The organism is Achromobacter sp. MYb9 (assembly GCF_002975275.1).
Classification (GTDB): Bacteria; Pseudomonadota; Gammaproteobacteria; order Burkholderiales; family Burkholderiaceae_B; genus Achromobacter.
Genome location: NZ_PCOQ01000005.1, coordinates 199,195 through 214,493, shown reverse-complemented (window position 1 = coordinate 214,493; position 15,299 = coordinate 199,195). Strand labels below are relative to the sequence as shown.

The window sequence follows — 15,299 nt, the reverse complement described above, 5'->3', positions numbered from 1 at the left end:
CCCACCATGCATACCGACCATTCCCTACCCCTGCAACGCTATTGGAACCTGGCCGCCGCATCCGTCCAGGCCGCGGCGCTGGATGCCGCGCTTGACCGCGGCGTGCTGGAACAATTGGCCGATCCCGCCAGCGCCGAGGAAGTGGCCCAGGCACTGGCCCTGCGTCCCGAGCAGACCGCGCACCTGCTGGATATGCTGTGGAGCCTGGACTTGCTGCATCGTATCGATGGCGACCCCGTGCGCTACCGGTGCCGGCCCCACGCACAGGCGTATTTCTGCCAGCGCCAGCCCGGCTATTGCGCGGATGCCTGGCGCTACCGGCGCCGTTCGCTATTGGACTTCAGCGAACAACTGAACGGACTCCTGGACCTGGACAGCCCACCGCCCGATCCCTACGTCCAGACCAACGCCACTGGCTGGGCCAACGCGGCGCGCGTACAGATCGGGCAGGAACAGCGCGCCATCGCCGTCGCGGCGGCGCGCGACGCCATCGCCTGCGTCCCGGACGCGGCCCAGGCCCGCCGCATCCTGGACCTGGGCGGCGGCCCCGGCCTGATCGGCATCGCGCTCGTCCAGGACAGCCCCGACGCCACCGGCGTGGTGTTCGATTGGCCCGAGACCGCCGCGGTCGCGCAGGAGAACATCGCGCAGGCCGGCTTGGCCGGCCGCATGACGGTGATGGGCGGAGACCTGGCAGCGGACCCGATTGGCCAGGACTATGACCTGATCTGGTGCTCGTCGGTCCTGCATTTCCTGCCGGACCCGGCCGCCACGTTGCGCAAGATGCTTGATGCATTGGCGCCCGGCGGGCAGTTGGTGATGGCGCATGCCGAGATTCCCGCCGACGCGCATGCCGCGGCGCGCGTTCTGCCCTATTACCTGCCGATGCTGCTGCTGGGCCGGCGCGTCACCCGCGCGGGCGACTTGGCCCGAATGCTGCAAGACGGCGGCTACCGCGACGTACGCGGCTTTGATTCCGACCGTTTTCCGATGGCCCCGGTGCATGTATTGACGGCTCGCAAGGCCGCCGCATGAGCCCCGCCGTCCGCAACGGCTTGCGTCAGGCGCTGTTCGGCTGGCTCAACCTGGCGTTGACGGCGCCGGGCGTCTACTTGTGGCTGGGCCTGCCGCTGGTGTTGCGCCAGCACGGTTGGTCGGGCACCGCCATCGGGCTGTTCCAGCTGGCCAGTCTGCCCACCGTCTTTAAATTCCTGTTCGCCCTGCCCCTGGACCGCCCGGGACGGCCACGCGGCAACTATCGCGCCTGGGCGGTCTGCCTGCTGCTGGCCTATGCGGCGGTGCTGGGCGCGCTGGCTTGGCGCGACTTGCTGGACGACAAGCGGATCTTGTTCGCCCTGGCCGCCTCTGCCGCGTTAGCGGGCACCTGGGCCGACGTGCCCGTCAATGCGCTGGCAATCCGCGTCCTGCCCGCATCCGAACGTGCATGGGCCGGCGGCATCCGATCCATGGCCCTGTGCCTGGGCGCCATTGCCGGCGGCGGCCTGATGCTGGTCGCCCATGCGCGCTGGGGCTGGCAGGCGCCCTTTCTGATCATGGCCGGCGCGCTCATATTGGGCGCGGCACTGACCGCGTTCGTGACAGAACGCCGCGAACCCGATACGCCTTCGGCGACCTGCGCCCCGCTCGCCACCGCGTCGCTCATGGCCTACTTCCGCCTGGACAGCACTCGCCGCTGGTTGCCCTTGCTGGCGCTGTTGTTCCCCTTCATTGGATCTGGCTGGTTCTATCTGAAGCCCTTACTGCTGGATCAGGGGCTGGCGCCCGAACGCGTGGCCTGGCTGGTGGGCGTAGCGGGCGGCGCTGTCGGCGCGGCGGCCAGCGCCTTGTCCGCGCGCGCCAGCAAGCGCTTGCGTCCCGCCCTGACGGTACCGTGGCATGCGGCGGCGAGTTGCGCCGCATTGCTTGGCCTGGCCGCTGCCGTCTGGCTGCAGGCCCCGCCGCCCGTGCTGATCGCTTGCGCCCTGGGCATCGCCGCGGCGATGGGCGCCATGGCGGCGCTGGCCTTCAGTCTGATGATGTCGCATGCGCGCCCTGGCTTGCAGGCGCTGGACTACGGCATCCAGTCCAGCGTGTTCTCGCTGACCCGGATCCTTGCGCCCCTGGCCGCCGGCGTGCTGATGGATGCCGCGGGCCAGGCATGGATGCTGACCGCCCTGGGTGTGGCGGCGGCGGGCGTGTGGCTGCTGGCGTTGCGCACGGCGCGGATGTTGAACTTGTAGCCGACGACAACCCTTGGCGTGCATCGGCGCTGGTTACGACTCCCGCCAACGAGGTCTTCCCTACGGTGCTTTCATCTCCTTTTCCTTCTTCGCTTTATCCTTTTTTTCTCCATCGTAGTGAGACTTAATGGCGAAAAACATGCCCGTACCCAACACCAGAAGTTTGAACGTACCGAAGACTACAGGGACCCAAAAATTCATCATTTCCTCAAAACGCTGCTTCAGCAGCTTCATTTACTACACCTGGGCCAGGCAAAGACAAACGAACGATAGCCGTGACGGCCACGAAAACCACCAGCCCGCTTCCGACGAGCGTGATGCTCGATTCCATCTTGCGCTCTGCGGTTAAAACGCACCGGCTCTCTGCATCCAGATTTTACCGCCAAGTTCCTTACAAACGCGGGTTTCCACCTAATTTGCAGTAAGGGTCGAGGTGCGCTCGCAGGACTGCCGCCCCATCCCCGGCAGAGATGCCCGCCAGATACCCGTCCGGCCTGACCAGCACGGCAGCGCCCTCGGCAAGGCCGTAGAACCTGGCGAACTGGTCCAGGCAATCTTCGATCTCCATGCCGGGTCCAATGCTGTGGATGTGCAGGCCGGCGCTTGGCGCAAAGGTCGAACGGCCGTTGACCAGCAAGGTCCAGTGCGTGCCCTTGAACAGGTTGAACAGCCGCGTTGGGCTGCCACCTGCGCCACGCACAATGGCATCGGGCGCGCGATGGCCCGGGACAAGTCTGCTGTCGGCCGGCGACGGAAGCGACAGCGGCGAGGCGGGATAACCGATGTCCAGTTGCTGGACTTCACGGGTCCGCCTGTTGTCCCCGGTCTTGAAACCCGCAAGCAGCCGCGTGGACAGGCCCAGCACGTCCGCGGCCACGGGTCGGCGTTCGGCTTCGTAGGTCTCCAGAAGCGCCTCGGGCGCGCCGGCGAGCACGGCCGCCAGCTTCCAGCCCAGGTTGTAGGCGTCCTGCACGCTGGTGTTGAGGCCTTGTCCGCCCGTGGGGGGATGGACATGCGCCGCATCGCCGACCAGGAACACGGGGCCTTCCCGGTAACGATCGGCGAGCCTGGCATTCATGTTGTAGGTCGAAGACCAGGCAACCGAATGAACCGTGACGTCCGTGCGCGCGGCGTGCAGGGCAACGCGTTCGGTCAGCGCGGCAGCGGAAAGGTCGATGTCGCCCTCAAGAGGAACCGGCGCCTGGATCTGGAACAGGTCAGTGCCCGCGAGCGGGCAGATCGCCAGGGGACCTGCGCCGTTGCCGTCGAACTGGTGCCACCTGTCGCGCGATAGCCCTTCCAGCACGACATCCGCCACGATTGCCCGCACGCCCAGGGTCTTGCCGGGGAAGCCGATCCCCAGGGTGCGGCGCACCAGGCTGCGCCCGCCGTCGGCACCCACCAGGTAGCGGGCGCGCAGCGTCTGCTTGCCCTCCGGGGTGGCAAGCATGGCCTCTATCCCGTCGGCGTCGACCACCATCCCGATCAGCTCGACACCAAACTCCGGCGCATGGCCCAGTTCGACCAGGCGCTCTCGCATGACCGCTTCGGTCTTGAACTGCGGCACCATCAGCGGAAGCGGATAGGGCTCGGCAGGCGTAGGTTCGGCAGCACGCGTCACTTCCTGGTCCTCATGGCTGCCGTCCGCCGAGTATTTGCGAACCATGGGGTAGATACCACCCGCGGCCATGGCTCGGTCCAGGATCCCCAGGTCTTCAAAGACCTCCTGGGTGCGCGGTTGAATCCCTTTGCCGCGCGAGCCCAGGAAAGGAGAAGCGAGTTTTTCAATGAGGGCAAAGCGCACGCCGCGCCGCGCCAGTTCTATTGCCAGAGTCAGGCCAGCCGCACCGGCACCGCAGATCAGCACATCAACGGGCTCACGCATATCACTTCTCCAAATTATGTGTAAGATGCACATATCAGGAGCACAGTCTATGGCCAGCAAAAAGAAAGTGCAAGATACACATATCTCGGCGCAGATGAAGGATCTCCATCGGTCCTTGATCTCGATCGTCAGCGTGATGAACCGCCCTCGCAACGACGAACGGCTGATCGCGGAAGCCGGCGTGCAGCTGAACCAGGCGCTCTTTCGCCTCTTGGTGGTGATTGAACGGGTGGGCCCGATCGGCGTGGTGGATCTGGCAGATCGCCTGGGCAGGGATTACACGACGATCAGCCGCCAGGTCGCCAAGCTCGAACGGATGGAGATGGTGACGCGGCACGAAAACTCGGGTGATCGCCGGATGCGCGAAACGGTGGTGTCTTCCAAAGGCAAGGCCGTGACCGACAAGATTGACCAGGCCCGCGAGCGCCTGGCACGAGGGATCTTCCAGGAATGGCCCGCAGAAGACATCACGGATCTGGTGCGTTTGATGCGCAAGTTCGCAGAAGCGCTGGAGCTGGGCACACGGGCGGGAGGTGTCGAGCCCGGCACGGCCAAGGTTCCGGCCGCCGGGAACAGCGTGGTTGTCACTGAGTAATGCTCGACGGCAACGATGACGAACACCATCCGCAGTGCGCTGGCGGACGACAAACTGAAAATTCATCGAAGTGCCGTTGTCCGCGCGCGCTCATCCAACCGCCCTCAGTACCGCCAGCGCACGTTCAACGACCCCGCGTGTTCGCGGTTACCCCCGCCGTACTGCCCGCTGTAGTTCACGCCCACGGACGCGTTGCGCGACACCGCCACTTCGGCCCCCAACTCGGCCAACGCCGCATTGCGGGCGATGGGCGAGCCCGACACGGTGAATGCCTGGCCGCCGTCAAACGCCATGCGGGTTTGCGGCAGCACGTCGCCAAACGCATGGCGCCAGCCCAGCGTCGCCTGCAAGCGCCCTTCGGCGCCCGCCAGCGTGAAGTCCGTCTGCGCACGCACGCCCAGTGTGCTGGTGGTTTGCTGGTTGTTGCTGCTTTGACCGCGCAGCGCCGCCGAGCCGCCTGACTCGGAGAAACTGCGCGTGCGCAGGTCGCTCCAGGCCAGGCCCGCGAAAGGCTCGATCGTCGCACGGTCGGCCAAGGGCAAGGCATAGCCTAGTTCGGTGAAGAGCTGGGTGGTGCTGGCGCCGTAGTCGGCGGTCAGCTTTTGCGAGACGCCCGCCACCGTGGCGGAGCGCTCGGTGCTCACGTCGTGCCAGGTGTACGAGGTGCCGACCAGCCAGTTCAACTTCCCTGCGCCCGCTTCGAAGGCCTTGCCGCCATAGATGGCTGCGCTGTAGCCGGACACATCGGCCTGCGACGCGCGGTCATCCACCCGGATCTTGCTGTCGGTGTAGCCGACGGCCCCGCCTACCCGCCAGCCATCGCCCACCGCATGGTCGGCGCCAGCGAAGACGCCGCCGATGTGCTGACGAACTTGCGCGGTGTTGCCAGTGGCTTTCTGCGTTTGCCAATTGCCGACGAGCTCTGCCCAGGCGGGCTGCGCGTTCGACGACGGCAAGGCAGACGCGGACAGTCTGCCGCCCGCCTGCGCCGTCGGTGCGCCGGGGCGCATGCCCGCGTTCAGATTGGCGCGCAGGTATGACAGCGGCAGCGTACGCGTGGTGGTGCTGGCGCCCATCAGGCTGGAGGCGACGCTGGCATGCGCTTCACCGGACAGGTTGTTGAACACCGCAGGCGGTGCGCCATTGGGCAAGGTCAGGATGAACTCTTGCAGCGCATTGCCCAAGGGCAGCGTTTCCAGCGCATTGGCGACGGCGCGCTGATTGGCGGTTTGCGCAGCGTCTGCAAAGGTGATCGGGCGCGTGCCCGGGTCCGCGGGGTTGACGGGAACCTGCTTGCGACCCAGTTGCAACATGACGTCCTGTGCGCCGTAGCGCAATGCGGGATCCAGATACGCGTAGTTCGACGACACGTTGTCGAACTGACCGTTGATGGCGCCCGCGCTCAGGATCGTGTACTGGCGCGTGGTGTCAAAACCGCCTTCCGGTCCGACATGCACGACGGAGCCCGCCAGATTGGCGACGCCGCTGACGGCCACGCGGGCGCTGGCAGACGATGCCGGGTCGGCCGCCACTTGATAGACGGAACCCGGCATGAACGTCAGGTCGCCCGCCACGTTCAAGGCGCCCGCGACATTGCCCGGCGCCAGGGTGGCGCCGTTTTGCAGCGTGGTCGAACCCACTTGGCCCGCGCCTTGCAACAGCGCGCCGCTGGCCAGCGTCAACGTACCGCCCAGCTTGCCCGTCGACGCGACGTTCAACGCCCCTGCCTGCACCAGCAGGCTACCGGTGTAGGCGCTGCCGTCACCCGACACCGTCAGCGTGCCGGCGCCCGTCTTGGCCAGATCGCCGTTGCCCGTGACGGATCCGGTCAGGCCGAAGTCCGTACCGGATGCCACCGCGATACGGCTGGATTGGGCCAGCATGACGCTGCGGGCGGTCTCGAAGCTGGCGCTGGTGGACAGCGTGCCACCATTCAACGTAAGACCGCCTGCCGCGGCGCCCAGGTTGGCGTCGCGGGCGACCGACAAGACTCCCGCGCGCACCTCCGTACCGCCGGAGTAGGTGTTGTCGCCTGCCAGCACCAGCGTGCCGAAGTCGGTTTTGACCAGTTTGCTGGCGCCCGTCAGACGGGCGGCGATGGTGCCGACCATGCCTGCATCCGCCGTCGATCCCGATCCCACGCGGATGATGCTCTCGCCGCCCGCGCCTTGCAGGGCAATGGCATCGCCTTCAATGCGGTAGCCATCGGTGGCAATCTGCATGCCCGTGACCCCGATGGCCCCGGCCGAGGTGTCCACCGTGACCGTGCCGGCCATGCCCTGGAAAACGGCAAACGTCGGATTGGGTTGGAAGACGCCGTTCAACGTGCCGTCCACGTTGGCCCAGTTGCGGCCATCCGCGCGCCACGTGCCCGACCCGCCGTCGATGGCGCCGTTGTCGTGGCCGGCGGTGTTGCCGCCATCCCAGAAGCTCAGCGTTGCGCCGGAGGTCGAGGCCAGGTTGACCTGGCCGCCAACTGCGGTTTGCAGGGTCAACGCGCTGGCGGAGACGCCGGCGGGCGTGGTGCCGATGGCCAAGCCATGGTTCGTCAGGCTGCCGCCGTAGTCGAACAGGCGATAAACCCCCGCGCCGAAGCCGCCTTGATCTTTGATGTTCAGGCTGCCGGCCAACGTCAGGTTGTCTGCCACCGTGAACAAGGCGGTGCCGGGCGCATTGCCCAGTTCCACATTCACTTGGCTGGCGCTGGACAGGGTCAGGTCGCCGCCAAATGCCAGCGTCTGACCTTGCACGCCTTCCAGTACGCCGCCAGTCAGCGTGGCGTTGCCGTTGATACGGCCCGCGCCCGAGAGTATGCCCGCGCCGCTTGCCGTGACGTCACCACCCAGAACGCCATCGGTATGCAGACGCCCGCCCGTGACCGACGCCGAGCCGCCCAGCTTGTCCGACACCCACAGCATGCCGGATTGAACCTGCGTCCGGCCCGCAAAGCCGCTGTTGTCGCCCAGCAGTTGCAGCATGCCCGCGCCGGTCTTGGTGACCTGGCCTGCGCCCGCCAGCATGCCACTGAACGACGTGCTGCTGGCTTGATTGAAGCGCACCTCGGCGCCCGAGGCGATCGTGGTATTGCTGGTGTAGCGGCCGGCGCTGACGGCCAGCGTGCCGGCATCGATGCGCCAGTCTTGCGCGTTGACGCCGGTCAGCGTCAACACGCCCGTGCCTTGCTTGACCATCGTGCCCGTGCCCGACACATAACCCGCGTAGGTCGCGTCGGTGGCCTGGTTGAACACGACCGCGCCGTGGTTCAGCAGATCCCCGCGGATCGAGGCCGCATTGCCCACCAGCGTGCCGGCCAGCACTTGCGTGTTGCCGTAGCTGTTGGCGCCGGTCAGCGTCAACGTGCCGGTGCCGAACTTTTGCAGGTTGCCCGTGCCGCCGATGTCCCCTTGCAAACCCAACGTGGTGCCTGCCGCGACGTTGATATCAGCGGTTTGCGCCAGCGTCACGGCACGCGCCGAATCAAAGCTGGCCGTGGTGGCGAGCGCGCCGCCGTTCAACGTCAATGCGCCTGCTGATGCCCCCAGGTTGGCGTCCGACGACACGAACAACGTGCCCGTGCGGATTTCGGTGCCGCCCGTATAGGTGTTGTTGCCCGCCAGCACCAGCGTGCCGAAGTCGGCCTTCACGAGCTTGCTGGCGCCCGTCAGGCTGGATGCAATGGTGCCGGAGGTCGCCGCGCCCGACGCATTGCCCGATCCCACGCGCAGAATGGTTTCCGCGCCGCCGGCAAGTTCAATCGAATCCCCTTCAACGCGATAGCCGTTCGACGTGATCTGCATGCCCGTCACGCCCACGCCGCCCGCCGCCGCGTCCACCGTCACGATGCCGGACGCGCCCTGGAATACGGCGTAAGTCGGGTTGGGCTGGAAGCGGCCGTTCAGCGTGCCGTCCTCGTTGGTCCAGTTCAGCCCGTCGGTGCGCCATGTGCCCGAACCGCCATCGATGACGCCGTCATCGCGCCGCGCGGGATCGCTGCCGTCCCAGAAACTGAGCGTGGCGCCCGCGGTGGACATCAGGTTGACCTGCCCGTTGACGGCGGTCTGGATTCGCAGGTCATTGGCCGTGATGCCTGTGGGCGCGGTACCGATGGCCAGCGTGTTGGACGTCAGTGCGCCGCGATAGTCGAACAAGCGATAGACGCCTGCGCCGAATGCGCCTTGGTCGGTGATGTTCAGCGTGCCGGCCAAGGCCAGGTTGCCGCCCACATCGAACAACGTATTGGACGCGGCGCGGCCCAGCGCCACGTTGACCCGGCTGGCGTTATCCAGGGTAAGGTTGCCGCCAATCTTCAGCGTGCTGCCTTGCGTGCCTTGCAGCACGCCGCCCGCTAGCGTGACGTTCTGGCCAATGGTGCCGGTGCCCGACAGGATGACGTTGTTGCCGATGGCGGCATTGCCGCTCAAGATGCCGGTCACGTGCAGGCGGCCGCTGGACACCTCCGCGTTGCCACCCAGTTTGTTGGCCACGACCAGTGTGCCGCTCGAGACGCGCGTCGTGCCGGTAAAGGCGTTGTTGTCCGCATTCAGGCGCAATGCGCCCGCGCCGGTTTTCTCGAACGTGCCGCTGCCGGAGATTTTGCCGGCATAGTCCGCATCGGTGGCTTGATCAAAACGCAACGTGCCTGCGGCGCCGATCGTGGCGTTGGCGGTGTAGCGGGTCACGTCGCTTGCGAGCGTGCCGGCTTCGATGTTCCAGTTCAGCGTGTTCAGGCCATTCAGGGTCAGGATGCCCGCGCCGCGTTTCACGGTGGCGCCGGCGCCGATCAGCGCGCCGGACACGCTGCCGTTCCACGTTTGATCGAAAATGACCGTGCCGTCGTTATGTAGATCGCCACGGATCGACGTGCTGTTGCCGATGAGCCCGCCGGCTTGCACGCGGGTGGTGCCGTAGGTATTGGCGCCGGTCAGTACCAGCGTGCCCGCGCCTTGTTTGATCAGGTCCCCGCCGCCCGTGATCACACCGGTCCAATCCAGTTTCGTGCCACTGGCAACGTCAAGCGTGCCGTTCTGCAACAGGCTGATCTGCCGGTTCGAGCTGAAGCTCCCCCGCGTCGCCAAGGTCCCGCCCGTCATGGCCAGCGCGGTGCTCGCCGCGCCCAGGTTGGCGTCCTTTGACACCAACAGCGTCCCCTGGCGAATCTCGGTGCCACCCGTGTACGTATTGTCACCGTCCAGCGCCAACGTGCCCGCGCCGGCCTTGGTCAAGGTCGTGCCGTTCCAGCCCGTCGCCGCGTTGGCCGTCTGATCGCCAAGCGCTGCGCCCACATTGAAGAGGTCGGTCGACTGAGCCAGCGTGAAGGTGCCGTGCCGCAGATTGTTCTTGGCGGTCCAGCTGAGGTCGTAGGTGGCGAGGTATTGCCGGTTGTCGACCGACTTGCCCGTATGAATGGTCAGGTAGTCCACCGCGCTCGTGAAGCCGCTGACGTTCACCGTCGTGAAATCGCCCTGAATACCGCCTTGGGTAGCGATCAGCACCTTCCCTAGCTGGCTTTCGTCGGCAATGCCGCTCAGGTTGAGCACCGTGCCGGCGCCCAGTGACATCGAAACGGCCTGCAAAGCGGGGCCGGCCGTGCCTGTCCCGACCGCCAACAGGGTGTTGTCGGCCATCGCAAGGTCGCCCATCACCTGCAGCGTCGCAGGCCCCTGGATGGACAGCGTGCCCAGGTTACCGGCGACGCTCAGGTTGCCGGAGAGAAGGTTCGCCGCGCCGATGATGCCGTCGCCATACTGCAAGGTGCCCCCTGACACGTCGGCCCACCCGCCCAGCGTGTCCAGCACGACCAGCTTGCCGCCCGACACCGTCGTCTTACCCGTGAAACCGGCGCTGTTACCCGTCAATACCGTTGTTCCGGCCACTTGATTCAGGCGATGCTGGCCAGCGCCCACGCTGCGCACGCCTGGCGCGAATTTAAGCTCCGTGTCGGTGTGGTTGAAGTTCAAGCTGGCGATGCCTGCGCCAAATGTGATCTCGGCCGCATTGAGCGTGCCGGCTCGAACCGCAGCCGAGCCGACTTCACCACCGATATTGAGGGTGGCGGTGCTGGGCGGGAACGGGAACGCATTGCTCACCAACTCCACGGCGGCCAGCGAGCCTGCCACGCCAGCTGTGACCGTGCCACCGTCCGCGATGGTCAACGTGCCGTTGGCTGCGCCCACGCCATAGCCGATATACACGGGTGCCGTGCTGGACCACTCGGAACCTGTTCCGGTGACGGTCACCTTGCCGGTGCCGCCCATGCTTGCGATGAAGGCGCCGCGGTTGCTCACGACGCCTCCTGCCGAAACAGACAGGCTGCCCTGACCAGAGAGGTCGCCCACTCGCAGAGCGCCGTCGTTATGCCAGGACGAGCCGGAACCTGCCACCGACACAGTGCCTACGCCGCTTGTGTTGCTGCCAAGATACGCGTCGGCGCTGAACAGACTACCGCCCGCCTCGACGGATACCTTGCCCTGTCCGCCCTGCGTACCGACGCTAAGCGCATGACTATTGCGCCAGACTGCCCCCCCGCCCGACACCGTGACTTGCGCCGGGCCGTTCTGCAGCGCACTGACCGTGCCAAACAGATTATTGACCTGGGCGCCATTGGTCACCGCCAATGCACCCGTACTCGTCTTGCCGACGAACAAATTGCCGGAATTCGCCCAGACGGCATTCAGGCCATCCACCGTGACCGTCGCGGGGATGGCCGCTCCCGAAATAGTGCTTTCACCGGAACCCAGCTTGTCCAGAATCTGCAGCTCGCCGCCGGTCACGTTGATTTTGCCTAGAAAATCGGTGCTGTTGGCAAGCAGGCGCGTGGTACCGCTGTACTGATTGAGTTCGTGGATGCCTGAGCTGTCGCTTCTCAGGCTGGCAGCGAAATCAACAACCGAATTCGTATTGAAATTCAACTTGGCCGTGCCCGCACCAAAGAAGACCTCTTTCGCCAGTAGCTGGCCCGGGGCCGCTGGCGCCGCGCCGGGCGTCGCGCCGATATTGATGGTGCCGGTCGCCGTTGCCGCTTTAGCCAGCGACACGGTTCCTGAGCCCAAGACCTGCACTCGCCCATAGTTCCAGAGGTTCAACGTGCCCGTACCGCCGTAGCCGATGGACAGCGTCTGACCCAGTGACCAGCGGCTGCCTGACCCCGAAACATAGACCGTGCCGCTGGCGGTCGCCTCCTTGCCCACCACGCCGTGGGTGTTGTTCAGGGGCGCTCCATCCGATATTCGCAGTGTGCCGGAAGCCGTGTCGCCGATGACCATGTCGACAGCTCTTTCCCAGTTCGCCGGGTGATCGGGAAAAATGTCGCCCGAGCCGACGATGGTTTGCGCTATCGCGGCTGGAGGCATCCCGCAAGCGGCAAACACCGTGGCGGCCGCAAGGACTCTGGGTATGAACGCCGGTGCGTATCGCTGAGAGATGCCCGCACGATGGGTGTCTATCGCCCCCGAACCCGTGTCGTTCACGCGCCGGGTCTGGCTGCCGCTTTTGCCCTGCCCTCTTGCATGCTCACTTGCCACCTGCCATAAACCCACGCTACGGTTGAAGACAATGCGATAAGTGCGGTTCATGGGCGGTTCTATGTTGTGGTTGCCCGCAGGAAAACCTCTGCAAGCAGCAATTGAAATTCGCGCTGGCGCAAGAAGGCTAGCCCGGGAATTACAATTAGAAAGATTGCGTCTAGCTTTGCATATCCCTCATTCTTGGTATTTCCGTGCTTGGCCACCTCCGCGTGGTGGCCCGTGTGAAGCGGGTGAGTTCAGCCGCGCTCGGATTTGCCGTCGGCGGCGAAGGCGAACAGGTTGCTACTGCTGCCCTAGCCGCCCGGCCGATGCTGGGCCAGCACGTCATGCAGCGATTGCGCGGCGCGCTGCAACACGGGCACCGCACGCAACAAGTCATCCAGCATGACGCGCGCCGTGGGCGCATGGCAGGCCACAGCCGCCACCACCCGGTCTTCCGCATCTTTGACGGGCACCGCCACCGCGCTCATGCCGCGCACGAACTCCTCGTTGTCGATGCCGATGCCGCGGGCCGCCAGCCGTTCCAGTTCTTCTTCCAGTTGCATGGGATCGGTCAGCGTGCGCGGCGTGTTGCGCGTCAGCGGCAGGCGCGCCAGCACGCGGCCGCGTTCCAGCCGGTTCATCGATGCCAGGAACAGCTTGCCGCTGGCCGTGCAGTGCATCGGCACATGGCTGCCCACCGCAAAGAACAGGCGCAGCGGTTCGGTGGTTTCCACACGCTCCATGTAGATCACGCGGTCGCCGTCCGGCGCGGTCAGGTTGCAGGTTTCGCCCAGCGTACCGGCCAATTGCGCCAACACGGCCCGGCACGCCCGCGTAAACGCCGAGGCACGCAACGTGGACAACGCCAGCGATGTGGCCTGCGGCCCGGGTACGAAGCCGTGTTCGGTGGGTGTTGCCGCGACGAAGCCGGCGCGCTGCATGGCAGCCAGCAAGCGCATGAGCGTCGTCTTGGGCATGTCCAAGCGCTGCGCCAACTGCGCGAGCGTGGGCGGATGCTGGGCCCGCGCCAAATGTTCCAGCACCACCAGGGCACGCAGCGATCGCGCGGCCTCCTGCTGCGCGCCAGGCGCGTCGGCCGACGCTTCAGCCGAAGCCTGCACCGATGCTGCACTGCGATTTTGAAACCGAAGTTGCATGTTCCGTTCCATTTGTCCGCCTCCACGCGTGTTGTGCTTTGCGCGACGCGACAGCTTTCTAGAATCGCCACAGATCCCCGGCCCGCGCGCCGCGTTGCGAACGGATGCCGGAACCGAACCAGTATATAAGTGCGCCCCGCCGCGGCAAGCAGGGAAAACGCGCCGTCCGCCGACGTGGCGAAGGCGGACGGCAACAGGGAGGCAAGGCAACATGACCGACACCGTGGATGTCATCGTGGTTGGCGCCGGCTCGGCCGGATGCGTAATGGCCAACCGGCTGAGCGCCGATGGCGCGCTTTCCGTCTGCCTGCTGGAGGCGGGCCCCCGGGATCGCTATCCCTGGATACACATTCCCATCGGCTACGGCAAGACGATGTTCCACAAGGTCGTGAACTGGGGCTATTACACCGACCCCGATCCCAACATGCTGGGCCGGCGCATCTACTGGCCGCGTGGCCGCACCCTGGGCGGATCCAGCGCGATCAACGGCCTGATCTATATCCGCGGCCAGCGGCAGGACTACGACGCCTGGGCCCGCGCCGGCAATCCCGGCTGGAGCTGGGACGATTGCCTGCCCGCCTTCCGAAAACTGGAAAACAACGACTTGGGTGCAGGCCCCACCCGGGGCGTGGACGGCCCCTTGAACGCCACGTCGATCAAGACGCCGCATCCCCTGGTCGAGGCGATGATCGCGGCCGCCGGTGCCCAAGGCGTTCCGCACGTCCAGGACTTCAACACGGGCGACCAGGAAGGCGTCGGCTACTACCAGTTGACCACGCGCAATGGCCGCCGCTGCTCGACCGCGGTCGCCTATCTGCGCCCGGCCGAAGGGCGCCCCAACCTGCGCGTGGAAACCGGCGCCCACACCATGGCCATCCTGTTCGAAGGCAGCCGCGCTTGCGGCGTGCGGTATCGGCAGGACGGCCAGGTCCGCACCCTGCGGGCACGGCGCGAGGTGGTCCTGTGCGCGGGTGCGCTGCAGTCGCCGCAACTTCTGCAATTGTCCGGCGTCGGGCCGGCGGCGCTGCTGCGCCAGTTCGGCATCGGCGTGGTGCGCGATCTGCCCGGCGTCGGCGAAAACCTGCAAGACCATTTGCAGATAAGGCTGATCTACGAGACGACGCGGCCCATCACCACCAACGACCAGTTGCGCACGCTCTCCGGCCGCGCCCGCATGGGGCTGCAATGGCTGCTGTTCCGCAGCGGGCCGCTGGCCGTCGGCATCAACCAGGGCGGTCTGTTCTGCCGGGTGGACCCCGCCAGCCGCACCCCCGACACCCAGTTCCACTTCGCGACCCTGTCGGCGGATCTGGCCGGGGGCAAGGTGCACCCGTTCTCGGGTTGCACGTATTCGGTCTGCCAGCTGCGCCCGTCGTCGCGCGGCCAGGTCCGCCTGCGCAGCGCCGATCCGTTCGATGCGCCGTCCATGCAGCCCAACTATCTGTCGACGGAGCGGGATCGCCGCATGACGGTCGCCGCCGTGAACTATGCCCGCCGGCTGGCCGCGTCCGAACCGTTGGCCGGATTGATGAAGCGGGAGTTCCGCCCGGGACCCGATGTGCGCACGGACGACGAGATCCTCCACTTCTGCCGCGAATACGGCGCCACGATCTTTCACCCTTCCGGCACGGCCAAGATGGGGCCGCGCAGCGATCCGATGGCCGTGGTGGACGAACGCTTGCGCGTGCATGGCGTGGCCGGCTTGCGGGTGGTGGATTGCTCCATCATGCCGACACTGGTTTCGGGCAACACCAACGCGCCCGTCGTGATGCTGGCCGAACGCGCGGCCGGCTTCATGCTGGAGGATCTGAAGGCAACGCCGCGGCAGACCGAACTGGTCGCCGCGTAACGCGCAGGAAAACCCCGCAGGAAAGCATGGCGAACGGCAACGCAGAGTGCCCCGCCCCCCCATCAAAG

Annotated in this window: 8 protein-coding genes and 1 pseudogene; 4 read left to right on the top strand and 5 right to left on the bottom strand. The window is 66.2% G+C overall.

Annotated features, from left to right (window positions below; all coding sequences use genetic code 11):
• Positions 1-6 precede the first annotated feature (6 nt).
• A complete protein-coding gene (locus CQ050_RS10685; protein WP_105556798.1) occupies positions 7-1,035 on the top strand; it encodes a methyltransferase in 1,029 nt (342 codons plus the stop codon).
• Positions 1,032-2,240 carry an MFS transporter gene (locus CQ050_RS10680; protein WP_105556797.1) on the top strand — a complete coding sequence of 403 codons (1,209 nt, stop codon included), beginning with the start codon at positions 1,032-1,034 and terminating at the stop codon, positions 2,238-2,240. The genes CQ050_RS10685 and CQ050_RS10680 overlap by 4 nt, the downstream gene beginning before the upstream one ends.
• Positions 2,241-2,300: 60 nt before the next feature.
• Here the strand turns inward: CQ050_RS10680 and CQ050_RS30950 are convergent, their stop codons facing one another.
• The gene (locus CQ050_RS30950; RefSeq protein ID WP_199196786.1) at positions 2,301-2,474 is read right to left on the bottom strand and encodes a hypothetical protein; all 174 of its coding nucleotides are present in this window, start codon (positions 2,472-2,474) and stop codon (positions 2,301-2,303) included.
• Between the two features lie 157 nt (positions 2,475-2,631).
• Positions 2,632-4,125: an FAD-dependent oxidoreductase gene (locus tag CQ050_RS10675; protein WP_105556796.1), complete on the bottom strand. Its 1,494-nt coding sequence runs from the start codon at positions 4,123-4,125 to the stop codon at positions 2,632-2,634.
• Between the two features lie 49 nt (positions 4,126-4,174).
• Here CQ050_RS10675 and CQ050_RS10670 point away from each other — a divergent pair, with 49 nt between their 5' ends.
• A complete protein-coding gene (locus tag CQ050_RS10670) occupies positions 4,175-4,720 on the top strand; it encodes a MarR family winged helix-turn-helix transcriptional regulator (RefSeq protein WP_105556795.1) in 546 nt (181 codons plus the stop codon).
• Between the two features lie 104 nt (positions 4,721-4,824).
• Here CQ050_RS10670 and CQ050_RS10665 read toward each other — a convergent pair whose 3' ends face one another.
• The 3 genes and pseudogenes from CQ050_RS10665 to CQ050_RS10660 form a co-directional block, all read right to left on the bottom strand.
• Positions 4,825-11,982 (bottom strand): autotransporter domain-containing protein, encoded by a 7,158-nt coding sequence (locus CQ050_RS10665; protein WP_233213948.1) that lies wholly within the window; start codon positions 11,980-11,982, stop codon positions 4,825-4,827.
• A gap of 210 nt (positions 11,983-12,192) precedes the next feature.
• Positions 12,193-12,291 (bottom strand): annotated as a pseudogene (locus tag CQ050_RS31310) (ESPR domain-containing protein); the annotation flags it as partial.
• A 245-nt stretch (positions 12,292-12,536) separates the two neighbouring features.
• Positions 12,537-13,394 (bottom strand): IclR family transcriptional regulator, encoded by an 858-nt coding sequence (locus CQ050_RS10660; RefSeq protein ID WP_105556793.1) that lies wholly within the window; start codon positions 13,392-13,394, stop codon positions 12,537-12,539.
• Positions 13,395-13,593: 199 nt separating this feature from the next.
• Here CQ050_RS10660 and CQ050_RS10655 point away from each other — a divergent pair, with 199 nt between their 5' ends.
• Entirely contained in the window at positions 13,594-15,231 is a 1,638-nt protein-coding gene (locus CQ050_RS10655; RefSeq protein ID WP_105556792.1) for a GMC family oxidoreductase, read from the top strand.
• Positions 15,232-15,299 lie beyond the last annotated feature (68 nt).